25 protein-coding genes are annotated in these 23,718 nt (G+C 47.2%); 21 read left to right on the forward strand and 4 right to left on the reverse strand.

What is annotated here, in order from left to right; all coding sequences use genetic code 11:
• Positions 1–5: 5 nt before the first annotated feature.
• From ACXAH4_RS00205 to ACXAH4_RS00290, 18 genes are all read left to right on the forward strand, one after another.
• The gene (locus ACXAH4_RS00205) at positions 6–824 is read left to right on the forward strand and encodes an ATP-binding protein (protein ID WP_119503219.1); all 819 of its coding nucleotides are present in this window, start codon (positions 6–8) and stop codon (positions 822–824) included.
• 659 nt (positions 825–1,483) lie between these two features.
• Positions 1,484–3,385, forward strand: a complete 1,902-nt coding sequence (gene mnmG, locus ACXAH4_RS00210; protein WP_474880260.1) for a tRNA uridine-5-carboxymethylaminomethyl(34) synthesis enzyme MnmG — start codon at positions 1,484–1,486, stop codon at positions 3,383–3,385.
• Positions 3,382–4,023, forward strand: coding sequence for a 16S rRNA (guanine(527)-N(7))-methyltransferase RsmG (gene rsmG, locus ACXAH4_RS00215; protein WP_474848742.1), 642 nt, complete (start codon positions 3,382–3,384; stop codon positions 4,021–4,023). The genes mnmG and rsmG overlap by 4 nt, the downstream gene beginning before the upstream one ends.
• Positions 4,024–4,033: 10 nt before the next feature.
• Entirely contained in the window at positions 4,034–4,825 is a 792-nt protein-coding gene (locus ACXAH4_RS00220; protein WP_474842305.1) for a ParA family protein, read from the forward strand.
• 57 nt (positions 4,826–4,882) lie between these two features.
• Positions 4,883–5,764 (forward strand): ParB/RepB/Spo0J family partition protein, encoded by an 882-nt coding sequence (locus ACXAH4_RS00225; RefSeq protein WP_119503215.1) that lies wholly within the window; start codon positions 4,883–4,885, stop codon positions 5,762–5,764.
• A gap of 197 nt (positions 5,765–5,961) precedes the next feature.
• On the forward strand, positions 5,962–6,348 hold the full coding sequence (locus ACXAH4_RS00230) for an ATP synthase subunit I (protein ID WP_474842303.1): 387 nt from the start codon (positions 5,962–5,964) through the stop codon (positions 6,346–6,348).
• Between the two features lie 93 nt (positions 6,349–6,441).
• Positions 6,442–7,302: a F0F1 ATP synthase subunit A gene (gene atpB, locus ACXAH4_RS00235; RefSeq protein ID WP_119503213.1), complete on the forward strand. Its 861-nt coding sequence runs from the start codon at positions 6,442–6,444 to the stop codon at positions 7,300–7,302.
• Between the two features lie 102 nt (positions 7,303–7,404).
• Positions 7,405–7,626: a F0F1 ATP synthase subunit C gene (atpE, locus tag ACXAH4_RS00240; protein WP_012520222.1), complete on the forward strand. Its 222-nt coding sequence runs from the start codon at positions 7,405–7,407 to the stop codon at positions 7,624–7,626.
• 44 nt (positions 7,627–7,670) lie between these two features.
• Positions 7,671–8,141, forward strand: coding sequence for a F0F1 ATP synthase subunit B (gene atpF / locus ACXAH4_RS00245; RefSeq protein ID WP_474842301.1), 471 nt, complete (start codon positions 7,671–7,673; stop codon positions 8,139–8,141).
• Between the two features lie 14 nt (positions 8,142–8,155).
• The gene (atpH, locus tag ACXAH4_RS00250) at positions 8,156–8,689 is read left to right on the forward strand and encodes a F0F1 ATP synthase subunit delta (protein ID WP_474880262.1); all 534 of its coding nucleotides are present in this window, start codon (positions 8,156–8,158) and stop codon (positions 8,687–8,689) included.
• A 13-nt stretch (positions 8,690–8,702) separates the two neighbouring features.
• Positions 8,703–10,244, forward strand: a complete 1,542-nt coding sequence (gene atpA / locus ACXAH4_RS00255; RefSeq protein WP_119503210.1) for a F0F1 ATP synthase subunit alpha — start codon at positions 8,703–8,705, stop codon at positions 10,242–10,244.
• A 57-nt stretch (positions 10,245–10,301) separates the two neighbouring features.
• Complete coding sequence (gene atpG / locus ACXAH4_RS00260; protein WP_474842297.1) at positions 10,302–11,162, forward strand: F0F1 ATP synthase subunit gamma; 861 nt, start codon at positions 10,302–10,304, stop codon at positions 11,160–11,162.
• A 33-nt stretch (positions 11,163–11,195) separates the two neighbouring features.
• Positions 11,196–12,578, forward strand: coding sequence for a F0F1 ATP synthase subunit beta (gene atpD, locus ACXAH4_RS00265; protein ID WP_303572537.1), 1,383 nt, complete (start codon positions 11,196–11,198; stop codon positions 12,576–12,578).
• Between the two features lie 67 nt (positions 12,579–12,645).
• Complete coding sequence (locus ACXAH4_RS00270; protein WP_303572536.1) at positions 12,646–13,062, forward strand: F0F1 ATP synthase subunit epsilon; 417 nt, start codon at positions 12,646–12,648, stop codon at positions 13,060–13,062.
• 119 nt (positions 13,063–13,181) lie between these two features.
• Positions 13,182–13,616: a GFA family protein gene (locus ACXAH4_RS00275; RefSeq protein WP_474848740.1), complete on the forward strand. Its 435-nt coding sequence runs from the start codon at positions 13,182–13,184 to the stop codon at positions 13,614–13,616.
• A complete protein-coding gene (locus ACXAH4_RS00280; protein WP_474880264.1) occupies positions 13,603–13,968 on the forward strand; it encodes a VOC family protein in 366 nt (121 codons plus the stop codon). The genes ACXAH4_RS00275 and ACXAH4_RS00280 overlap by 14 nt, the downstream gene beginning before the upstream one ends.
• A gap of 142 nt (positions 13,969–14,110) precedes the next feature.
• Complete coding sequence (locus ACXAH4_RS00285; RefSeq protein ID WP_474842291.1) at positions 14,111–15,076, forward strand: hypothetical protein; 966 nt, start codon at positions 14,111–14,113, stop codon at positions 15,074–15,076.
• Between the two features lie 47 nt (positions 15,077–15,123).
• Positions 15,124–15,726 (forward strand): glutathione S-transferase family protein, encoded by a 603-nt coding sequence (locus tag ACXAH4_RS00290; RefSeq protein ID WP_474842289.1) that lies wholly within the window; start codon positions 15,124–15,126, stop codon positions 15,724–15,726.
• A gap of 7 nt (positions 15,727–15,733) precedes the next feature.
• Here ACXAH4_RS00290 and ACXAH4_RS00295 read toward each other — a convergent pair whose 3' ends face one another.
• Positions 15,734–16,312, reverse strand: coding sequence for a tRNA-uridine aminocarboxypropyltransferase (locus ACXAH4_RS00295; RefSeq protein ID WP_474842287.1), 579 nt, complete (start codon positions 16,310–16,312; stop codon positions 15,734–15,736).
• 32 nt (positions 16,313–16,344) lie between these two features.
• On the opposite strand from ACXAH4_RS00295, the gene ACXAH4_RS00300 reads away from it, so the two are divergent.
• The 3 genes from ACXAH4_RS00300 (at position 16,345) to ACXAH4_RS00310 (ending at position 18,796) form a co-directional block, all read left to right on the forward strand.
• Positions 16,345–16,698, forward strand: coding sequence for an MGMT family protein (locus ACXAH4_RS00300; protein WP_474842285.1), 354 nt, complete (start codon positions 16,345–16,347; stop codon positions 16,696–16,698).
• 73 nt (positions 16,699–16,771) lie between these two features.
• Positions 16,772–17,959 (forward strand): HD-GYP domain-containing protein, encoded by a 1,188-nt coding sequence (locus ACXAH4_RS00305; protein ID WP_474842283.1) that lies wholly within the window; start codon positions 16,772–16,774, stop codon positions 17,957–17,959.
• Positions 17,960–18,163: 204 nt separating this feature from the next.
• Complete coding sequence (locus ACXAH4_RS00310; protein ID WP_474842281.1) at positions 18,164–18,796, forward strand: YiaD family glycine zipper/OmpA-like lipoprotein; 633 nt, start codon at positions 18,164–18,166, stop codon at positions 18,794–18,796.
• 40 nt (positions 18,797–18,836) lie between these two features.
• Here the strand turns inward: ACXAH4_RS00310 and ACXAH4_RS00315 are convergent, their stop codons facing one another.
• Genes ACXAH4_RS00315 through ACXAH4_RS00325 form a run of 3 tightly spaced genes read right to left on the reverse strand, consistent with a single transcriptional unit; the run spans position 18,837 to position 23,348 of the window.
• Positions 18,837–19,862, reverse strand: coding sequence for an MBL fold metallo-hydrolase (locus ACXAH4_RS00315; RefSeq protein WP_474842279.1), 1,026 nt, complete (start codon positions 19,860–19,862; stop codon positions 18,837–18,839).
• A 19-nt stretch (positions 19,863–19,881) separates the two neighbouring features.
• Positions 19,882–20,397 carry a DUF3237 domain-containing protein gene (locus ACXAH4_RS00320; protein WP_474880266.1) on the reverse strand — a complete coding sequence of 172 codons (516 nt, stop codon included), beginning with the start codon at positions 20,395–20,397 and terminating at the stop codon, positions 19,882–19,884.
• Between the two features lie 41 nt (positions 20,398–20,438).
• Positions 20,439–23,348, reverse strand: coding sequence for a TonB-dependent receptor domain-containing protein (locus ACXAH4_RS00325; protein WP_474842275.1), 2,910 nt, complete (start codon positions 23,346–23,348; stop codon positions 20,439–20,441).
• Positions 23,349–23,718: the final 370 nt, after the last annotated feature.

Consider the following 23,718-nt stretch of genomic DNA (forward strand, 5'->3'; position numbering starts at 1 on the left):
ATGTCATGCAATCGTTAAAAGATAAGCTTAATCAGTTGGCCCGCGCCATGGGCAAACCGGAAGTTAAGGACGGTTTTACAGAATACGAAACACTCAGAAAAGAGTATGAGCGTAAGGCGAATGAGGAAGTCCGCCAGTTACAGCAGGACAGTAAAAAACAACGCATCACAGATCTGCACGGCCGCTCTGATCTGAATCCCCGCTGGACCTTCGCAAACCTGATTGAAGACAGTGAAGACGTGATTGAAGCGGTAAGCATCGCCCAGTCATTTATTGCTGCGCACAGTGACAGAGAGTGGCGTCAGGCCGGTTCTCACATGATGTTATTCTACGGTGACTATGGCCGCGGAAAATCACACATCGCCGGGGCTATTGCCCACGAACTCATTGAGCAGTACGAGATAACGGTGTTATACCGTCAGCTGTCCACACTGATGGAAATGCGTCATTTCTCCTTCGATTTCGGTTCACAGGATAATATAGGTCAGCGCTTCCGCGAAGCCCACCAGGAATTGCTGGATGTGGACTTGCTGATCCTTGATGAAGTCTGTGTGAATGAAAGTATGCTCAAGAAAAACCAGCAAAGCTGGCTCGGTAATCTGCTCAGACAGCGCCTGGTGAATAAGAAAAACTGTATCTTGATCACCAACCATAATCTGACAGAGCTCGAGCTGGCATTAGGTAAGTACTGTTTTGAGTCGATTAAAGAGTATGACACCTATAAGGTGCGTTTTTCCGGCCCCAGCCGCCGTGACGGTCTGGTTAATGATGAACAGCCTTCTGAGACGCAGCAGACGCGTTATCAGCCTAATCAGGTACGCTGAGGCGAACTGACCGTACTAAGTTTTCCAGGAAAAGCGTCATAATGACGCTTTTTTTATTTCTTTTTGCCTGCGGGTTACTAATCGAAACAGAAAAAAGGATCGTGGATAAGTGTGCGATCATGTGATCTTGTGGAAAAGATCTAATCACAGGAAGATCACCCTTCAAACACACGTAAAACAGGGATATATGCGATCATCAAGTGATCGTTGCCGACAAGTTATCCCCAATCGGATCACATCTTGATCACGCCTGTGGATAGGATCCTGTAAACCACTGTGCATAAGCTCTGATCACGAAAAGAATAACTTTTCTCAAGATTTGGATTGTGGATAATATACCTGGTTATGCACATGATCCCGGGTGGGTTATGATCGGCTCTGTACCGAACTTATTCTTTCTGTAAGATCATGATCTAAAGAACGAAAAAGCACTTACTCACAGATCTTCGCGATCCTAATAAATATAAAAATAAAGATCTTAAAAGAGATCTTATATTCTATAAGCCGGTAGCCTTTTCCGGATCCAAAGTAAATTGCAGAAAATTTAACCATTTTAATCAGGCAATAAGTCAGCTAAAATACGCGCCCTTTTTCTGACAGCCCGTAAAGCCAAAGAAATATACGATTAACTACATTCCCCGTGTTATGTGAGGTTCAACATGTTTTATCAGGAAGCATTCGATGTCATCGTTGTGGGTGGTGGTCATGCCGGCACCGAAGCAGCATTAGCATCTGCCCGTATGGGTGCAAAAACCCTGTTATTGACACATAACATGGAAACCATCGGACAAATGTCCTGTAATCCTGCTATCGGCGGGATCGGAAAAGGCCATCTGGTTAAAGAGATCGATGCCTTAGGTGGTGCAATGGCACTGGCAATTGATCAGGGCGGGATCCAGTTCAGAACTCTGAATTCAAGTAAAGGCCCTGCTGTGCGTGCAACCCGCGCCCAGGCTGACCGGGCACTGTATCGTCAGGCTATCCGTAATGTGGTAGAAAACCAGCCAAATCTGTCGGTTTTCCAGCAAAGCTGTGATGACCTGATCGTAGAGAACGATCGCGTGGCCGGTGTGGTTACCCAGATGGGTCTTAAATTTAAAGCCAAAACGGTTGTTCTGACAGTGGGCACATTCCTTGGCGGTACCATTCACATTGGTCTTGAGAACTATCGAGGTGGCCGTGCAGGTGATCCGCCGTCACTGGCTCTGGCAGAACGTCTGCGTGCATTACCCTTCAGAGTGGATCGCCTGAAAACCGGTACCCCTGCCCGTCTTGATGCCAGGACGCTGGATTTCAGCGTTATGCAAGCACAACCCGGTGACACCCCTGTACCGGTATTCTCGTTTATGGGTAACCGTGAAATGCATCCGCAGCAGATCAGCTGCTACATCACCCATACTAACGAAAAAACCCATGATATCATTCGTGGAGGTCTGGATCGCTCACCCATGTTTACCGGTGTCATTGAAGGTGTTGGCCCGCGTTACTGTCCGAGTATTGAAGATAAGATCACCCGTTTTGCTGATAAGGACTCGCACCAGATCTTCGTGGAGCCGGAAGGGCTTAACAGTATCGAGGTATATCCGAACGGTATTTCAACCAGTCTGCCCTTTGACGTTCAACAGGCGCTTATTCACTCGATCCGTGGATTTGAAAATGCCCATATCATCCGTCCCGGTTATGCCATCGAATATGATTTCTTTGATCCGCGGGATCTGAAGCAAACGCTGGAAACTAAATTTATCGGCGGACTTTTCTTTGCCGGACAAATTAACGGCACTACCGGTTACGAAGAAGCCGGTGCACAGGGACTGATGGCGGGAGCTAACGCAGCACTGCAAGTTCAACAGAAAGATCCGATGATTTTACGTCGTGATCAGGCTTACATGGGTGTACTGGTAGATGATCTTGCGACCATGGGAACCAAAGAACCTTACCGCATGTTTACCAGCCGTGCTGAATATCGTCTGCTGTTACGGGAAGATAACGCAGACAGTCGTCTGACAGCGCTTGGCCGTGAAATCGGACTGGTTGATGACGCACGCTGGGCAGCGTTTAACTCGAAGATGGAAGCCGTTGAACTCGAGCTGCAACGTCTGCGTGGCCAGTGGGTGCATCCTGATCACAAAGCGGTGCCGGAGCTCAACACGCTGCTTAAAAATCCGGTGAGCCGTGAACACTCATTTGAAGAGCTTATCCGGCGTCCGGAAATGACGTATAACGCGCTGATGAACATTGACGGTATCGGCCCGGGTATTGACGATCCTGTTGCAGCTGAGCAAGTGGAAATTCAAATCAAGTATGCCGGTTATATCGCCCGGCAGCTGGATGAGATCGCAAAAGCGCAACGCCATGAAAATACGTTGCTGCCAATGGACTTTGATTACAGTAAAATATCCGGTCTTTCGAACGAAGTGGTTGCCAAGCTTACCGAAGCCAGACCCGAAACCATCGGAAAGGCATCGCGGATCTCGGGTATTACGCCCGCGGCTATCTCGTTGTTGCTGGTGTATCTGAAAAAGCATGGCATGTTACGTAAACAGGAATTAAAGACAGCGTGAGTAACGTCGATACTGTAAAACTCAATGAAATTTTGTTGCAGGGCTGCGAAAAGTTAGCGCTGAACATCACTACTGAACAGGCTGAAAAGCTCACCGGATATGTTCAGCGTATCGATAAATGGAATAAAGCCTACAACCTTACCTCGGTGCGCGATCCTGAGCAGATGATGGTAAAACATATTCTTGACTCACTGGCCGTTACCCGGTTTGTCAGTGGTAAGCGGGTTATCGATGTGGGCACCGGACCGGGTCTGCCCGGCATGCCTCTGGCTATTATGTTGCCGGATATTGAATTCACGTTACTGGATAGTTTAGGCAAACGTGTCCGGTTTATGAAACAATGTGCATTCGAACTTGGTCTGACAAACGTCACTCCTGTGCACAGTCGAGTAGAAGAGCATGAACCTGCACAACCTTACGATATTGTGTTGAGCCGTGCTTTTGCGTCGTTGAAAGATATGTTGCACTGGTGCCAGCATCTGGTAGATTCATCAGGAGTCTTTTTTGCTCTGAAGGGACAATTTCCTCAAAGTGAGATAGACGAAGTAAGTGATCACTTCCAGATCGGGTCTGTAGAGGCGTTATCCGTGCCGGATCTGACCGGAGAGCGTCATTTAGTAACTATTCGAAAAGTCTGACGGGTGCACAGTGGCGAAGGTAATCGCAATAGCGAATCAAAAAGGTGGTGTGGGCAAAACAACCACAGCAGTGAATGTTGCGGCGTCTATGGCTGCGACCAAACGTAAAGTGCTGCTTATCGATCTGGATCCTCAGGGCAATGCCACCATGGCCAGCGGTGTTGATAAATACGAAGCAGAATGCACGTGTTTTGAATTACTGATTGAAGAAAAGCCTGTTGATGAAGTCATCATCAAAGATACGTCAGGAAAATACGATCTTATTGCCGCAAACGGTGATGTCACGGCAGCTGAAATCAAACTGATGGAAATGTTTGCCCGTGAAGTCCGTCTGCGTAATTCACTCAAGCCGGTGATGGATTATTACGATTTCGTTTTTATTGACTGCCCGCCCTCTCTTAACCAGCTTACCGTTAATGCGCTGGCTGCGGCTGATTCAGTACTGGTACCCATGCAGTGTGAATACTATGCCCTTGAAGGTTTAACGGCGCTGATGGATACCATTCAGAAACTGGCGTCGGTGGTAAACCCTGAACTGAAAATTGAGGGCGTACTGCGCACCATGTACGATCCCCGAAACCGTCTGGCCAATGATGTGTCTGAGCAACTGAAACGTCATTTTGGCGAACAGGTTTACCGCACGGTCATTCCCCGCAACGTGAGACTGGCCGAAGCGCCTAGTTTCAGCATGCCCGCCATGTACTATGATAAGTCATCGGCAGGCGCAAAAGCCTACCTGTCTCTGGCCGGTGAAATTCTTCGCCGCCGTGAGAAGACATTACAGCCCGCAAAAGCAAGTTAATCTGTTAAACTAGCCAAAAATCGGTTTGTCTTAATCGCTTGAGTCATTGAGGAAAATATGTCTGCTAAGAAAAGAGGACTCGGTCGGGGCCTGGATGCATTGCTGGCGACCAGTCAGTCTTCCGCTGCCCGTCGTGAACAGGAAACTGACAGCACTGCGGCATCGCAAAGTGAACTGAGCAAGCTGCCGGTCGAATTTTTGAAGCCGGGGAAATATCAGCCCCGTAAAGACATGTCTCCAGAAGCGCTTGAAGAACTGGCGTCTTCTATCCGTTCCCAGGGCGTTATTCAGCCGATTGTGGTGCGTACACTGGGTAAAGATCAGTACGAAATTATTGCCGGTGAACGACGCTGGAGGGCTGCACAGCTTGCGCAACTCGACGTTGTGCCCTGTCTCATCAAAGACGTGCCGGATGAAGCGGCTGTGGCCATTGCACTGATTGAAAATATTCAGCGCGAAGATTTAAACGCCATGGAAGAGGCACAGGCCCTTGAGCGTTTAATGAACGAGTTTGAACTTACCCATGCACAAACCGCTGAGGCGGTGGGTAAATCCCGGGCGACGGTAACAAATTTATTGCGCCTGAATAACCTCAATGATGATGTCAAAACCTTGCTTGAGCACGGCGATATTGAAATGGGTCATGCCCGTGCACTGCTCGGACTCACCGGCGGTCAGCAATCTGAAGTGGCTCAAGTCGTATCCGGAAAAGGTTTAACGGTAAGGGATACAGAAAAGTTAGTACGCAAATGTCTGGAGCCGGCGAAGCCGAAACCGGAAAAAACCGTCGATCCGGATGTGCAAAGTCTGATGACCCGCCTGTCTGATAACCTTGGTGCGCCGGTCGTGATTGACCATAACGCCAAAGGGAAAGGCAAAATTACTATTAACTTCAATGATTTAGAACAGCTGGACGGTATCCTTTCTAAAATACACTAATCCACTTTACGGCCGTGGTTAGCAAAATGTTAACGGTGGTCGTTATTCCCGCACTTTTCGCGTACAATGCGTTTCGTCCTGTTATTCGATAAGAAAATTTTCAGAATAACTTTCAAAACGCGATGTATGGTTGAAAATTATCGGTAAAACAGTATACTTCTGACGCTTTTTATTTGGGCTCAAATAAGCATAAAACAATGGTGAACAGAGATTTGGCAGGGGCCGGTAAAAAACTTGCCAGACATGCCCTGCAGATTCAGGCAATTGTCATGACTCTGCTGGTCATCATCAGCGCCTGGGCGATGTCCGTTGAAGTAGCGAAATCAGCTGCTATTGGCGCGTTAATCAGCATTCTGCCCAACGCGATTTTTGCGTTATTCGCATTTCGTTACTCCGGTGCCAGTAAAAATGAACTGGTAGTACGGAGCTTCAGCCAGGGAGCCAAACTGCGCCTGGTTTTAGCAGTTATTTTATTTGTGGTGGCATTTAAATTTTTGCATGCGATACCCGAAGCGGTTTTTGCAGCATTCGCCGTCACAACTGTCAGCTATTGGCTGGCAATGTTTCGTCAACAAAAACGATAACAAAAAGACAGAGTGGTACCTTGGTAGCAAGACCAGGGTCTTACAGACGAAACGCCGGAAAGTTTTTACACTTTAATTTTTTTAGGTTGAAACATGGCATCTGAGATTACAACACAAGAGTATATTCTCCACCATTTGACCAATGCCACCATGTGCGTCACAGACGACGGGGTGAAATTTAGTCACGGTGAAGAACTGCATAATGTCGCTGAAGTATGTGCTGAAGCGGGTTTCTGGGTTTGGAACATCGATACGATGGGCTGGTCTATCGGTCTGGGTATTTTGTTCCTGTGGTTATTCCGTAAAGTGGCTAAATCAGCTACTTCCGGCGTACCGGGCAAAACCCAGGCGTTTATCGAGCTGGTTGTTGAGTTCGTAAACGACAACGTTCGTGACACCTTCCACGGTAAAAATAATCTCATTGCGCCACTGTCGCTGACCATCTTCGTCTGGGTGTTCCTGATGAACCTGATGGACTTGATTCCGGTAGACTTCCTGCCTTCAGCTGCAGGTCAGATTGCTAACGCAGCCACCGGTGTGGACCCGCATCACGTGTACATGAAAGTGGTACCTACCACCGACCTGAACATGACGCTGGCACTGGCGCTGGGCGTATTCTTCCTGATTATTTTCTACTCCATCAAAGTAAAAGGCATTGGTGGTTTCATGAAAGAGCTGACATTCCAGCCTTTCAATCACTGGGCTTTCATTCCGGTTAACTTCATTCTGGAATCCGTTACCCTGCTGGCACGTCCGTTCTCTCTGGCGCTGCGACTGTTCGGTAACCTGTATGCCGGTGAATTGATCTTTATTCTTATTGCGACCCTGGGTGTATGGCAGCTGCCTCTGCACTTCCCATGGGCGGTATTCCATATTCTGGTAATCGTGCTTCAGGCCTTCATCTTTATGATGTTGACCATTGTATATCTGAGCCTGGCTCACGAAGACCATTAATGTAGTCCGGATCTTTTGCAATCCCTGGAAAAGAAAGCAAACGATTCAAACTGTTTTACTTTTACACTTTAACTTTAAATTTAACTTAAATCGGAGACGTACATGTTATACATCGCTGTTGCACTACTGATTGGTCTTGGTGCCCTGGGTACCGCTATTGGTTTCGGTCTGCTGGGTGGTAAATTCTTAGAATCTGCTGCTCGTCAACCAGAACTGGCTCCTCAACTGCAAGTTAAGATGTTTATCGTAGCGGGTCTTATCGACGCCATCGCAATGATCGGTGTTGGTATCGCGCTATACCTTCTGTTCGCTGTTGGTGCTTAATTTTTTAAACCCATTTTTTAGCGAACATATGAGGAGGAGCGGTCGTGAACATTAACGCCACTCTAATTGGTCAATTAATCGCGTTTATCGTATTCGTGTGGTTCTGCATGAAGTACGTATGGCCACCATTACTGGGCGCGATTGAAGAGCGTCAGAAGAAAATTGCCGATGGCCTTGAAGCTTCTGAACGCGCTGAAAAAGACCTGGAACTGGCTCAGCAGAAAGCTACTGACCAGTTGAAAGATGCGAAAGCGCAAGCAGCTGAAATTGTCGAGCAAGCCAAAAAGCGTGCTAGTCAACTTGAAGAAAGTGAAAAGCAAAAAGCTTACTCAGAGCGTGAGAAAATCATTGCTTCTGGTTATGCCGAAATTGAAGCTGAACGCAATCGTGCCAAGGAAGAATTACGCGCTCAGGTAGCAGCTTTAGCTGTTGCTGGTGCAGAACAAATTCTTCATCGTGAAATCGACGCAAACGCACAAAACGACATTGTTGAAAAACTTGTCGCTGAGCTATAAGAGGGAGATGAGCCATGTCTGAATTGACAACCGTTGCTCGTCCCTACGCTAAAGCTGCTTTCGATTTTGCTGTCGAACAAAACGCCGTTGCCAAATGGCAGGACATGCTGGTGTTTGCCGGCGAAGTTGCTGACAACGAAGACATGCATCAGTTAATGACTGGTGCTGTTGCCGCTGACCAACTCGCTGAGATTTTCATCAATGTGTGCGGTGAACAGATCGACGAACATGGTCAGAACTTTATTAAGGTTCTGGCTGAGAATAAACGTTTAGTTGCCCTGCCAGCCATTTCAGAGCTGTTTAATGCTTTGAAAGCGGATTACGACAAAGAAATTGAAGTCCAGCTGACTTCTGCTTCTTCATTGTCTGATGCGCAAACTGCTGAAATCAGTGCATCGTTAGAAAAACGTTTGGCACGTAAAGTGAAGCTTAATTGTAACGTGGACCCTGCCCTGGTTGCAGGCTTTGTAGTCAAAGCCGGTGATACAGTTATTGATGGTTCCGTGAAGTCGAAATTGAACCGTCTCGCAGACGCGTTGCAAGCATAACGGGGATAAGAGTATGCAACTTAATTCCACTGAAATTGCAGAACTGATCAAAAAGCGAATTGAACAGTTTAATGTAACCAGTGAAGCTCGCACCGAAGGGACTATCGTCGCAGTAACTGACGGTATTATCCGCATTCACGGCCTTGCCGATGTAATGCAAGGTGAAATGATTGAGCTTCCTGGTAGTCGCTACGCTATTGCACTGAACCTTGAACGAGATTCAGTTGGTGCAGTAGTTATGGGTCCTTATGCGGACCTGCAAGAAGGCACTAAAGTACAATCTACCGGTCGTATCCTTGAAGTACCTGTAGGCCCTGGCCTGTTAGGTCGTGTTGTAAACACCCTGGGTGAGCCTATTGATGGTAAAGGCGCTGTTGAAGCGGCAGGCTATGAGCCAGTAGAAAAAATCGCCCCTGGCGTAATCGACCGTCAATCGGTTGATCAACCAGTACAAACTGGCTACAAGTCTGTTGATGCGATGATTCCTGTTGGTCGTGGTCAGCGTGAGCTTATCATCGGTGACCGTCAGTGTGGTAAAACAGCCATGGCTGTTGATGCCATCATTCAACAGAAAGATTCAGGCATTAAGTGTGTTTACGTAGCAGTTGGCCAGAAGGCTTCTACTATTGCTAACGTAGTTCGCAAACTGGAAGAACACGGCGCGCTGGCTCACACCATCGTTGTTGCGGCTTCTGCTTCTGAATCTGCTGCTCTGCAATACCTGGCACCTTACTCTGGTTGTACCATGGGTGAGTACTTCCGTGACCGTGGTGAAGATGCACTGATCGTATATGATGACCTGTCTAAGCAAGCTGTTGCTTACCGTCAGATCTCTCTGCTTCTGAAGCGTCCTCCTGGTCGTGAAGCATACCCTGGTGACGTTTTCTACCTCCACAGCCGTCTGCTGGAGCGTGCTGCCCGTGTAAACGACAAGTACGTAGAGCGTTTCACTAACGGTGAAGTTAAAGGTCAAACGGGTTCACTGACGGCTCTGCCTATCATTGAAACTCAGGCCGGTGACGTTTCAGCGTTCGTACCTACAAACGTTATCTCTATCACCGATGGTCAGATCTTCCTGGAAACTGACCTGTTTAACGCAGGTATCCGTCCTGCTGTTAACGCCGGTATCTCTGTATCACGTGTTGGTGGTGCTGCTCAGACCAAGATCATTAAGAAATTGGGTGGCGGTATCCGTCTTGCGCTTGCACAGTATCGTGAATTGGCTGCGTTCTCTCAGTTCGCATCTGACCTTGACGAAGCTACACGTGCACAGCTTGAACACGGTGAGCGTGTAACCGAACTGATGAAGCAGAAGCAATATGCGCCTCTGTCAATCGCTGATATGGGTGTGTCTCTGTACGCCGTTGAGAAAGGCTTCTTAAAAGATGTAGAACTGGGCAAAATCCTTGATTTTGAATCAGCCCTGCACGCTTATATGAACAGCGAACACGCTGAGCTGATGAAGTCTATCAATGCAACCGGCAACTACAACGACGATATTGATTCTCAGTTGAAAGACGCTTTAACGAAGTTCAAAGCAACTCAAACTTGGTAATCAATGGTGCTGGCTTTCGTGGTCAGCACAATTCGTTGAGTAATCGGAGAGATAATCATGGCCAGCGGTAAAGAGATTAAAGGTAAAATTGGGAGTATCAAGAATACTCAAAAGATTACCAGTGCGATGGAAATGGTTGCTGCGTCGAAAATGAAAAAGGCGCAGGAACGTATGGCTCATGGCCGTCCATACGCGCAAAGCATGCTAAAAGTGATTGGTCACATTGCTAACGGTAACCTTGAGTACCGTCACCCTTATCTTGAAGAGCGTGACGTGAAACGGGTTGGCTTTATCGTAATTTCTACTGACCGCGGATTATGCGGCGGCCTGAACACTAATGAGTTCAAGCTGGTAACCCAGAAAGCGAAAGCGTATCGCGATCAGGGTGTTGAAGTAGATTTTGCAGCGTTAGGTTCGAAGGCTTGTGCATTCTTTAACCGTTTTGGTGGTAAGCTACTTGCCGCAGAAACAGGTTTAGGTGATGCACCTTCGGTAAGCGATGTAGTGGGTGTGGTACGCGTGATGTTACGCGCCTACGACGAAGGCACACTGGATAAAGTTTATCTGGTGTATAACAACTTCGTTAACACCATGTCGCAAACGCCTGTGATGAATCAATTATTGCCTTTGCCAAAGTCAGAAGATGAGACACTGAAGCATCGTTGGGATTACATCTACGAGCCGGATCCGAAAGAAATTCTGGAATCCTTAATGGTTCGTTACATAGAATCCCAGGTATATCAGGGTGTTGTGGAAAACGCAGCGTCAGAACAAGCAGCACGTATGGTTGCAATGAAAGCGGCAACAGATAACGCCGGCAACCTTATCGATGATCTGCAACTGGTATACAACAAGGCCCGTCAGGCTGCAATCACACAGGAAATCAGTGAGATTGTATCCGGCGCCGCAGCGGTGTAGGCAAAGGTTTAGAAGAGATAACGAGGACTAATTATGAGTCAAGGTAAGGTCGTCCAAATCATTGGCGCCGTTGTGGACATCGAGTTTCCACAAGATGCGGTACCAAGAGTATATGACGCACTGAAAGTTACCGAAGGTGACTTATCCGGGCTAACCCTGGAAGTGCAACAGCAATTAGGCGGTGGTGTAGTTCGTTCCATCGCTCTGGGTACCACTGACGGTCTGCGTCGTGGCCTGGCAGTAGAAAATACGCAAGCACCTATCATGGTTCCTGTTGGTACAGCCACTCTGGGCCGTATCATGGACGTGCTGGGTAATCCAATCGACGAAGCAGGCCCAATTGGTGAAGAAGAGCGTATGTCTATTCACCGTGCAGCGCCCAGCTACGAAGATCAGTCAAGTTCAGTAGAACTGCTGGAAACCGGCATCAAGGTTATCGACCTGGTATGTCCGTTTGCGAAAGGTGGTAAAGTTGGTTTGTTCGGTGGTGCCGGTGTAGGTAAAACCGTAAACATGATGGAGCTTATCCGTAACATCGCAATCGAGCACAGCGGTTTCTCAGTATTCGCTGGTGTTGGTGAGCGTACTCGTGAGGGTAACGACTTCTACCACGAAATGAACGAATCAAACGTACTGGATAAGGTATCTCTGGTATACGGTCAGATGAACGAGCCACCGGGTAACCGTCTGCGTGTAGCTCTGACTGGTCTGACGATGGCAGAGAAATTCCGTGACGAAGGTCGTGACGTTCTGTTCTTCGTAGATAACATCTACCGTTATACTCTGGCAGGTACTGAGGTATCAGCACTGTTAGGTCGTATGCCTTCAGCAGTAGGTTATCAGCCTACCCTGGCTGAAGAGATGGGTGTTCTGCAGGAGCGTATCGCATCAACTAAGACTGGTTCAATCACGTCAATCCAGGCGGTATACGTACCAGCCGATGACTTGACTGACCCTTCACCAGCTACCACCTTTGCTCACTTAGATGCAACGGTAGTACTGTCCCGTGATATCGCGTCTTTAGGTATCTACCCTGCGGTAGACCCTCTGGACTCAACTTCACGTCAGCTGGATCCACTGGTAATCGGTCAGGAACACTACGACACAGCGCGTGGCGTACAGACTGTACTTCAGCGCTATAAAGAGCTGAAAGATATCATCGCGATCCTGGGTATGGACGAGCTGTCTGATGAAGATAAGCAAGTGGTATCCCGTGCTCGTAAGATTCAGCGTTTCCTGTCTCAACCATTCTTTGTAGCAGAAGTATTCACCGGTTCTCCTGGTAAGTACGTTTCTCTGAAAGACACTATCAGTGGCTTTAAAGGCATCCTGGAAGGTGAATATGATCACCTGCCAGAGCAAGCCTTCTACATGGTTGGTTCGATCGACGAAGCGTTGGAAAAAGCCAAGAAATAAGAGTGAAGCCGGGCAGGCCTTAACGTCTGCCCGTGCTTGATTCACGTTCCTTACTAAGGAGTTTACAATGGCAGCTATGACCGTTCATCTGGATGTAGTAAGCGCAGAAAAAGAGATTTTCTCTGGTCTGGTTGAAACATTACAGGTAACAGGAAGTGAAGGTGAACTGGGTATCCACCCTGGTCACGCGCCACTTATTACTGCAATTAAACCTGGTATGGTGCGTTTGGTTAAGCAGCACGGTGAAGAAGAGATGATTTATGTTGCCGGCGGTGTACTTGAAGTACAGCCCGGTATAGTCACTGTTCTTGCTGACACTGCTGTTCGTGCAGAAGATCTGGACGAGCAGTCTGCAGAAGAAGCAAAACGTCGTGCTGAAGAGCATATCGCCAACCCGGGCGCTGATTTCAACTATGCAGAAGCGGCACAAGAGTTAGCAGAAGCTATTGCTCAATTGCGTCTGATTCAAAAACTGCGTAAGTAATACATCAGCAAAAAATTGAAAAACCCGGCTACATGCCGGGTTTTTTGTGTCTGCTACTTGCTGTTTTGCTGTAAACCGGTGTACTGTGTATTTATCCAGTTTATATTCACCGGAGAACAATGATGTCAGATAAAGGATTAACCGGACGTTGTTTGTGTGGCGAAGTGGAAGTGCATGCAACGCAGGCAGAAGAACAAGTCGGTGTATGTCACTGCGACATGTGCCGGAAATGGAGCGGAGGCCCCTTCTACAGTGCTCACTGTGGTGTTGCGGTAACCTTTAAAGGGGAAGATGCCATCACCCGCTTCTCGTCGTCTCCGTGGGCTGACAGAGGCTTTTGTCACCGCTGCGGTACCCATTTATTTTATCTATACAAAGAAAGCGGTGAGTATTTCGTGCCTGCCGGTTTGTTCGATGGTGATAACTTTTCCATGGGAACTGAAATATTTGTCGATGAAAAAGGGCCTTACTACGAACTACATCCCACCAGCAGGAAAATGACCGGAGCTGAAGTCATGGCTGCTTTTCAGCAGGGAGGCGATGATGAAAAATAAATCATTAAATTATCTGGAGTATCCTTCCGCATCACTGGAAAAGACCAGGACGTTTTTCGCTTCTGTGTTTGGCTGGTCCTTCACAGATTACGGTGAGGCTTACTGTGCTTTTTCTCTGGATAATGTGGACGGCGGCTTTTATGCCAGTGAAGAAATCAGCACTACGTCCCGGGGTGCAGCTCTCACCGTGTTTTACAGTGACGATCTGACCAGTCTTGAAGCTGAAATTGTTGGCGCGGGTGGAACTATTACTCAGCCTGTTTTTGCTTTTCCCGGCGGTCACCGGTTTCATTTTACAGAACCCGGCGGAAGTGAATTCGCAGCATGGTCTGACTGCTATCAGCAAGAGTGATACAAACTATTACAAACAAAGGCGCAATTGCGGCATTGCAGAGGTTGCATTGCGCCTGCGGATGATTAAACTAGCAGCATAATAAAAACAAAATTTGAACAACAGTGGGAAGGACTTTACTGAGTATTATCGTGAAGGCCGTATGACGACTGAATTTAATTATCCCTCAACTTCTGCCGCTTCTTTCTGGCACATGCCGGTTCTTTATTTTGTAATTTGCTGTATTGCCAATTACTTCACCGGTGCGCTGGATTACCAGCTTATCAATGATTTCCGGGCCCAACGCGACTTCAATGCTGCCTTAGGCATGCCCTTGCTGACGACCTTTTTCTGGATCAGCCTGCGCATTCAGCAACAGCAAATGGCTGGTGCCATCATGAGTTATTTGCTGGATAAAAACGCCCTGAGTTTATTTGCACAGCATCGTGCCCGTCTGGCGGTGAAACTGCGCCACCACATTCTGACCTCCGCCACCCTCGCTATTTCCATGACGGCTGTCTATATCATGAGTGAAGAACTGGTTGCCTTCGATATGAACATGCAGGTTCTGGTGCTTGATCTGATTGCAGTACCTTTCTGGTTCTTTTTCTGGCTTTTCCTGTTTCAGATGATCTATTCCACTCACTACATGATGAAGCATTTCATTCATATTAATATTGCCACCAGCAGCGAACTGAAAGCATTGAAAAGAGTGTCGCTACTGTCGATGGAGAATGCCCTGTTCAGTATCACTGCGTTGATCATCATTCCCGTTTTCTGGTTTAAAAAAGATATACCGGCAATCGATCTTGCCATAGTGACCCTGTTTTCATCGTCTTTGACTGTGTATCTCATCATGCCTGCTGTAAAGGTGTACCGGCTTATCGGCGCAAAAAAGCAAAAGATAATGGATCAACTGACCCGCGGGCTGACGTCCATTTACTGTGAAGATGAAAGTGATCGCATTAATCACGCACGGCGCAACGCGATTCAGCAGGAAATCGAAGAAGTGGAAAACATTACTGCTACACCGGTTACGTTTGAACAGTGTAAACGCATGCTGAGCGTCGTCTTTCTAATCCCTGCTTCCTGGATGACATTAATTTATATTGAACATCTTGTGACCTGATAGAAACGTCAGTAAGCTGAAGTGCTGTAGATAAAAAGGAGTTGGTCATGCTGGTTTATGGAGATAGCCGTTCCGGAAACTGCTATAAAATTCAATTATTACTTTCCATACTGGGTAAACAAGTCGACTGGGAAGAAGTCGATATTTTAAAAGGGGCAACGCAAACCCCCGCGTTTTTGCAGAAGAACCCGAATGGTAAAATCCCGCTGTTGGAAATGGAAGATGGCCGCACGCTGTCCGAATCAAATGCCATCTTAAACTTCCTTGCTGAAGGTTCCGCACTCATTCCCCGCTCATCTTTCGATCTGGCTAAGATGCTGCAATGGCAGTTCTTTGAGCAATACAGCCATGAGCCCTATATTGCGGTAGCCCGGTTCATTAATTTATATCTGGGGTTACCGGAAGAACGTAAAGCTGAATATGAAGCTAAACAGGCTGGCGGGCACAAAGCACTGGCAGTCATGGAAGAGCAGCTTTCCCGCACCCCTTTTCTGACCGGGTCACAATTGTCACTGGCTGATATCAGTTTATACGCTTATACCCATGTGGCCCACGAAGGCGGATTCGATCTGACAGCCTATCCGGCGGTGAATAACTGGCTGAAACTGGTTGAAGATCACAAAGGCTACACGCCGATGAAAGCCGGCTGAACCCTCTTTACTTGCGGCGCAGGTGTGCCGCAGGTCCCTGCCATTGCGCCTGCATAAACTGTTGTAAGCGGTATAACGGCACCGGATCTGTCTCTGTCGTTACCTTCATCACATGGGCAACAGCTTCAAGCGTAGATAATCCTGAATCTGAACGGGTGTGCCTGATACGGTAATCACTCGGGCCGGCATGACTGAAATGATACTGGGGGAGCGGGTGTAGTTGTGTAAAACGTTGCCACAATCCGTAAGCCTGACGCCAGCTTCCATCCAGCAGAATGAAGAGATCGTGTGTGTCTGATTGTGGTGTCTTTTCTAAAGAAGCGCTTTCCGGAGACGGATAAATCACCGCCGGAGATCCCGCATTATTAAGAGCATCTGCCACGGCCATTTCCGCCTCATCAGCGCCTGCGGAAAGTATGGGTGTATCAGGTAAACACAGCTGTACTAATTTAGCGGTATTTTTTGCGTGAATGGCTTCTTTATCATGCTGAATGATGAGAAACTGAACAGGTGTACAAATCTGCGTCACTGCACTGCATACACAGGTTTTTTGCGGATAGCGGCAAACTGAGCAATATGGACGCATTCGAACACTCTATTGGAAAATAAAAGCGCATTATGGCCGATACTGGCAACAACGACAAAGTGAAGCAAATACTGCAAACCGTTATGGCCGTGCCGGAAGGGTCGGTTGCTACCTACGGGCAGATTGCGGATCTTGCCGGTCTGCCCGGCAGAGCGCGGCTGGCAGGTCGTTCATTGCGTGCTGATTTCAATGGAGAACCGGTTCCCTGGCATCGTATTTTACGGGCTGACGGGAAAATAGCCTTTCCGCCCGGCTCTGAAAAAGCGAAGGAGCAAAGAGAATTGCTTATGGCCGAAGGAATCATGGTAAAAGATAATCGGGTGAAACTGCGAAATTGTCAGTGGCAACCTGATATGGCAACTATACTCTATACACTGAAGTACTGAATGTGGCCACAGAGCTAAAGCTAATCTTTAAACTTCAGTGTACAGACTCATTTATTCCATGGTGTGATAGCAAGTGACCGACAGCGTATTTAAAACGATTACTATAGACGAATTAGCGCCCGGCATGTACGTCAATGAAATCATTGAGCAGTCAGGAAAAGTGAAAATCAAAAGCCAGGGGCGCGTTGCCCGTAAGGCTGTGGTGGAATCTTTACGAAAACGCGGCGTCCTCAAACTCGTTATCGATTTATCGAAGCAATTCGAACCTGACGCTGTGCCTGTGCCGGCAGAGGAGCCGGTTCCGGCGAAGAAAAAGTCCCGTATGAGCCTGACGTCCGAACTGGTCCGGGCAGAAGATTTATATAAACAGGGTAAGGAAATTCAAAGAACCTTACTTAAAGCTGTTCAGCAGGGTCTACCTTTCGACGATCGCATTCCCAGTGAGTTTTCACAGAACCTTGTGGCATCAGTCGAGCGCAATCCTGACGCACTGCTTTGCCTTACCCGCATCCGTGAAAAAGATGATTACCTGCTGGAGCATTCGTTAAACGTAGCTATTATTCTCGCTAACTTTGCGCGTCATATGGGAATGACTGATGACCAGGTACAGGAACTGGCTTTTGCCGGATTCCTTCATGATATGGGCAAAATTCGTGTGCCGGATGAGATCCTGCATAAACCAGGCAGACTCACTGATGAAGAAATGGACGTGATGAAGAAGCATGTCGAATATGGCGTGGATGCCCTGCATGAGGTAAATCTGAACCCGGACCTCGTCAGAACCGTCAGTGAACATCATGAGCGTCTTGACGGATATGGTTATCCGGCAGGAACAAAAGGTGACAACATCAGCACCGCAGGGCGTATGCTGGCAGTTGCAGATATGTACGATGCGCTTACTGCTGACCGTTGTTACAAAGCCGGTATGCCGAGCCAGCGGGCTTTCCAGATCCTTATCGGGGAATGTCCTCATAAGCTTGACCAGGCACTTGTTCAGCAATTTATCAAATGTATGGGCGTCTATCCCGTAGGCAGTCTGGTGCTTCTGTCTAACGATAAACTGGCTATGGTGTTGTCGCAGAACGACTCTCCGCTGACACCGGTTGTTAAAGTGTTCTATTCGCTGACCGGTAATCATTATGTTACCCCGCGGGATATCGACCTTTCCCATGATAAGCGGGTAAAAATTGAAAAAGCGGTAAAAGCCAGTGACTACAAAATTAACTTCAACCAGTTTTTTGCACAGAACATTTCTCCCTGATTTGTCTTTAATTGCATACACCACCGGGAACATTTTACCCGCCGGTGTGTGCAATCATCGCAGTTAACTTCCCGTTTATCCCCTGCGGGCAAGGCCATTCAGCTTGTATTCATTTGCCGGCGCGTATTTTGGCGTTAAACCGGATGATGGAACAGGTCTTGCTGTCCTGACCGGTACAGTTGTAATTATCTTAAGAGGGATATCATGAAGAAAGTCTTCGCAGTCGGACTCATCACCGCTTCTTTAATCGCGGGTGGTTGTGCAACAAGCCCTAACAATACACAAAAAGGTGCAGGGATTGGTGCTGTCGTCGGTGCATTGTTGGGTAAAGCGACCGGGGATAACGACAAAAGCCGTTATGCCTGGGGTGCCGTGGTCGGTGCTATTGCCGGTGGTGCGATTGGTAACTATATGGATCGCCAGGAAGAAGAAATGCGCGAGCAACTGGCTGACACCGGCGTACAGGTAGTTCGGGAAGGGGATAACCTGCGCCTCATTATGCCGGGTGATATTACGTTTGCCACCAACAGTGCGTCTATCAGTCCTAATTTCAATCCTGTCTTGCAGGATGTGGCAACGGTGGTAAATCAGTACGAGAAAACGGTGCTGCTTATCGAAGGTCATACCGATGACACCGGCGCAGAATCTTACAACCAGACGTTGTCAGAGCGCCGTGCGCAATCTGTTAAGAATCGGCTGACCACGTTCAATGTTAATCCTACCAGGGTAACCACAGTGGGTCTGGGAGAGTATCAGCCAAAAGTGCCTAATACCTCGGCTGAAAACCGTCAGATTAACCGTCGTGTTGAGCTGAAAATACAACCGCTGAGTGAATAGAATCAGGGAGGACCACTCCTCCCTGATTCTGTTAATATGATTAATTCCCGCTTTTAACCCTGTGATATTGCGCCATTGCACAATTAGATAAAACGTCAAATACATCTGTTGCATGTTTGCCCATATCAAACGGGTGGAGAGCTCCGGGGGGGCGCCGCGCAAGTTGCTCCATCTTTTCTATCGAGCCATCCCTTTTTCCATGATTCGATAGAAAAACAGTCACGTCTTGCTCTTCCGCCAGCGCTTTAAAGTTACTCGCAGACTTTGCATAAGCAGCAAATTGGGCTGGTTTAACGCCAAAGTTAAATCCGGTTCCACCCCATAATGCGGCTCTGAATGGTTGTCCGTTGTCATACACCGTAAAAAGGGGAGAAATCGTACCCATTGTATGTCCCGGAGTCACTCGAATTTCCATCTCAGCGTTACCTGCTGAAAGTATGGTACCATCTGTTACTGCAATGTTACCTTCTAACGCCGGAGCTGGCCCGAATTTGGGATGCTCAGGCATGATTTCAGCAAGCTTCCAATCTGATTCACTCATAACCACGGGCATACCATATTCTTGTGTCAGGTATCTGAAACCGCCGTAATGATCGCCATGCGCATGAGTAATTACTAAATACGCAATTTTCTCAGGTTTAAGTCCCAGTGTTTTCATCCCGCCAATAATGGTTTCACGTGCTTCTTTATTGCTGGTCAGGGCATCAATTAAAATATAGCCATCTTCATCTCCCAAGACCCATGCAGATACACCCGCGTTTCCAACAAAATACAAGTTGTCGAAGACTTGCATGGGCCCTGGCTCTTTTCCGGGAGAACGTTCTCGCGGAGATTTTTTAGCATCGGCGCTATCTTTCCTGCGAGGGGTCGCAGCCCGGTCTCTGGGGGCATTTACATCGCGAAAGGTCATTGTTAAGTCACAGAGATTGGTATAACCAGGAAAGTAAGAGCCGGTAGAAATACCCTTTTTTGCAAGTTGTTCCGCTTTGGTTTTTGCTTCCTCGGCTTGGCTGCAAAACACTACGCCAATGAGGAGAACGAATAGCAGCGAACGATGAGCTTGCATACAGGATCCTTCTATGTAGTTATTCCACGCGGTATATACGAATATTTACCGCTCTTGGGGATTTAATTGACTCAATGGTTCCAATATAAAAGTCTTTATTGAGCCAGTCATATTTTCCGGTAGCCACATGAAACTCTGGACGGGTAAATGCGTATCGCTGGCCGGTCAGTGTGTGAACAATACCTTTATTGTGAACGACAATAGTAACACCATCATCTGTCTTAAGTGCATAAATAGCTTCAATATTCTTTACATTGTCCTGGCGATTCACCTGCCAGTCGGCGCCGCCGGGAATTACGCTTCCTGAAATATTGTGACCTGTGAAATGCCCGCCAGTAATAGGAACTATGTATCTGTGGCCGTCGTCAGTTTCACCGACGTCAATTTTAGTCCCGAGTTCAACATGTATTTGTAGCACTGGCGCAGATTGAATATGAGGAGCCGGGAAAGCATCGGTGCCTGAGTTTTCGTGGGCGAAAACAGAAGAGTTGAATATATAAAAGAGAGTAAAAAAAAACGTATGACGAAGTAACATTGTAGTTTCCTTAAAAAAGGGCGCCTGAGCGCCCCTTATGTTTATATTTTCCAGTTTGCCTGGACATACAAGGTGCGACCTATACCGTCAAATACACCCTGGTTTGTTGTACCGCTGGTACCACCTATAACTGGAGGTGCTTTGTCTGATAAGTTGTTAACACCTGCTCTGAATGTTACTGATTCATCAAATGTATAGCTGGCAGACAAATCAATATAGCTATAACTGCTACTGCCAGGCGTTGTCGACGCCGGGTTTGAAACCACGCTAACGTCATCCATACTTGAAACATAACGCCAGCGCGCTGTAACAGAGAAATCTTCGCTAACGAGCGTCAGGCTATTGACCAGTTTCCATTCAGGATAGCTCTCTGTACCCGAAACTGTTCCGGCGTAATCCTGATAAGGGCTGTCTTCAAATACGGCAATGTCAAACTTAGTTAAGTGGTTGGCAAAACTATTAAAGACTAATTTCGATGAGTCGTTTACGAACTTAGCTGGCACCGTCCAGTTGAAAGATATATCCAGACCACTTGTTTTATAACCACCCAGGTTTAGATATGGCTGATTAACGTACTGGAAAATACCGTTATTATTTCTGTCGAATTGCTGACAGAAAAAGTTTTCTGTGCTGTATTCAGGGTTTGAGCCGTCCAGGTTATAGCATTTCGCCAATGACTGGTCGGCCGGTATAGCCGCAATTGCCTTCTCGATTTCCAGATCATAATAATCCAGGGTTAACGACATATCCTCGAAGTATTCACTGTCAAAGGGGGATTCCAGCACCATACCTAACGTGAATGACTCTGCTTCTTCCGGATCCAGAGTTCTGTCGCCGAAAGTTGTTGTAACCAGCGCGTTTGAGGGTTGTCTGAATCTACCCAGAAGTGATGGATTCAGTCCTGTTGCTATACAAAGTGCCCCTATCGCGTCTGCATTTTCACCGCTCAGACCCGGATGGCGGTAGTCACAGGGATCACCGCCGCCACTAGTTGGTGAGCCTATTCCGGAAACTTGTTGAGTTCCTGCGTTAAAGAATTCTTCAACATTTGGAGCTCGTAATGCGTGTTGGAAGCCAGTTCTGAACAACACGTGTTCATTCGCCCGCCAGTCTAATTCTGCTTTATATGTGTTTGCTGTACCAGCCAGGTTGTAGTCAGAAAAACGGTAACCGACAGTCATATTCACTGCCTGGTCCATATCACTCGATGCCCATAAAGGAACATAAACTTCCGCGGAAATTTCTTTTACATCAATACTACCTGAAGTAGGTTGTGTTGCGGATAAACTAGCGAGCCTGTTAGCTGCAATGTCATCATCCGGGTTAAAGTCATATGTGTTTTCGCGATAGTGGGCACCAAGAGCGAATCGTACCTCACCGGCATCAAGCTCGGTTATCAAACCTTCGACGACACCTTCAATAACTGTTTGCTCCATTATCGTTTCATTGACTGGTGTGCGGGAGATATATGACAGACAGTCATCAGATAATTGGTTGAGGCCGTTAAATACCTGGTAGCCGCCACTACAAATACTGTTACCACCATCAGGTGCATCAACCAGTTCCTGCATTGCAACATAACTCACTGAACCAGATGTTGTAGAGTCGGTATTCTTGGTACGGCCTTTGGAAACAAACACGTCCCAGGACAAATCCATGGATTCAACATAGCCGTTCAACCCTACTAAACCTTGCCATACTGTTGAGTCGGTATTATAGGTTCGCGGGCCAGCCGCACCTAAACGTACCTGATATTCTACCGGTAAATCCGGCTGGCTCCTTGAAGCAAGCAAATCAGAGAAGGCTTCATTTGCAACAATATACGGATTGGTTACCGGAACGAACACACTCCAGGGAGCTGCCAGTACGGGCTCTGACCCTATATTTTGAGCTTCACTATCTGAGTATTGGAAGTGCCCATAAAGTGTTAGGTCGTCATCCAGAATATAATTTGCTTTACCAAATATGGCTTTTCTTTCAAGAGGAACCTGCACATAGTTATAGTAACCAGGGTGGTAACCATAACCAGAATCACTCACCAGGAAAGGAGCTTCTGTAGGGCCTCGGTAATTGATCGCCTGGCCGCGACTGACTGCGAAAATTGAGCCGTCATCATTAACCCCGAAAAAGCTTCTGTTACTCACGCCCTCAAACCCATAGCCGGCGAACAGTTCATTAACAGCATCTGCACTTGGTGGTGCGTCAGGTAACGTTCTGCTGAAAGGTGTAAATCCACTAGCTGGTTGATCTAAGAAGAACGGCCTGTCCTGAATAGAGATCCCTTCCCGGTCTACCCATTCAGCACTAATAAACACATTACCCTTAGAATCAGAAAAATCCGAACCATAAGCGATACCATATAGTGTGGTTTGGCCATCACCATCTTTGGGTTGAGTTAGTTTCGCAGATAGTTCCAGCCCGTCAAGATCTGTTCGGGTCTGGAAATTTACGACACCTGACATTGCGTCTGAGCCGTAAGTTGCAGAAGCCCCGCCACTGACAATCTCTACACCACCTATAGCATTGGAAGGAAGCGTGTTTATGTCAATGGCACTGTTTGCATTAGAAGACTGCATGCGGCGACCATCGAGTAACACAAGGTTTCTCTGAGGCCCTAAGCCGCGGAGATTCAGTGTAGACTGCCCAACAGTTCCCCCGGAACTGCTGTTACTGAAGCTACCCTGGCCAGGCTGAAACTGAGGAAGCTGACGCAGATAATTGTCCAGCGTTACGTCGCCGGCACGGGCAAAATCTTCTGCGTCGGTTGTCACTGTCGGGCTGGAAGAGACGAGATCTTTACGCTTAATTCTGGTACCTGTTACGGAAATTGTCTCGACTTGCTGTTCTTCCTGAGCTTCTGTCGTTTGCGGCTCCTGTGCGATAACTACTGTTGGACTTAACATAGCCCCAATTAATACGGCAATTCTCGTTTTAGCGTGTGATTCAGTCATAAATGCTCCAGTGTGTCTTTTCATATAATTAGTCTTAGTCCTCTATCCCAGTGATCTCGGGCAGACTAATTTATAAGCTGAAGTGTTAATTAAATGTTTAAATTATTAAATGGCAGATGATGACTATTTTTTTTGCAATATGTGACATTGGGAATCTTATGCAAAGAAATTTCAGGTGTGTAAAAAGTTATTGAATTTCAATTTTTATATTTTATAAGTATTTGAAATTGTTTGGTTAAATGTTATTTCTGCAACTTTTTATTACACATTTACAAATACGCTAAATTTGAAATAATTGGCATTTCGTTTACCTTTTTGCAAAAAAAATTGCATATTGTTCAGCTTTTATTTTAAGTGTAATGTCCTTTTT

This window comes from Alteromonas sp. ABV2_168 (assembly GCF_056161165.1).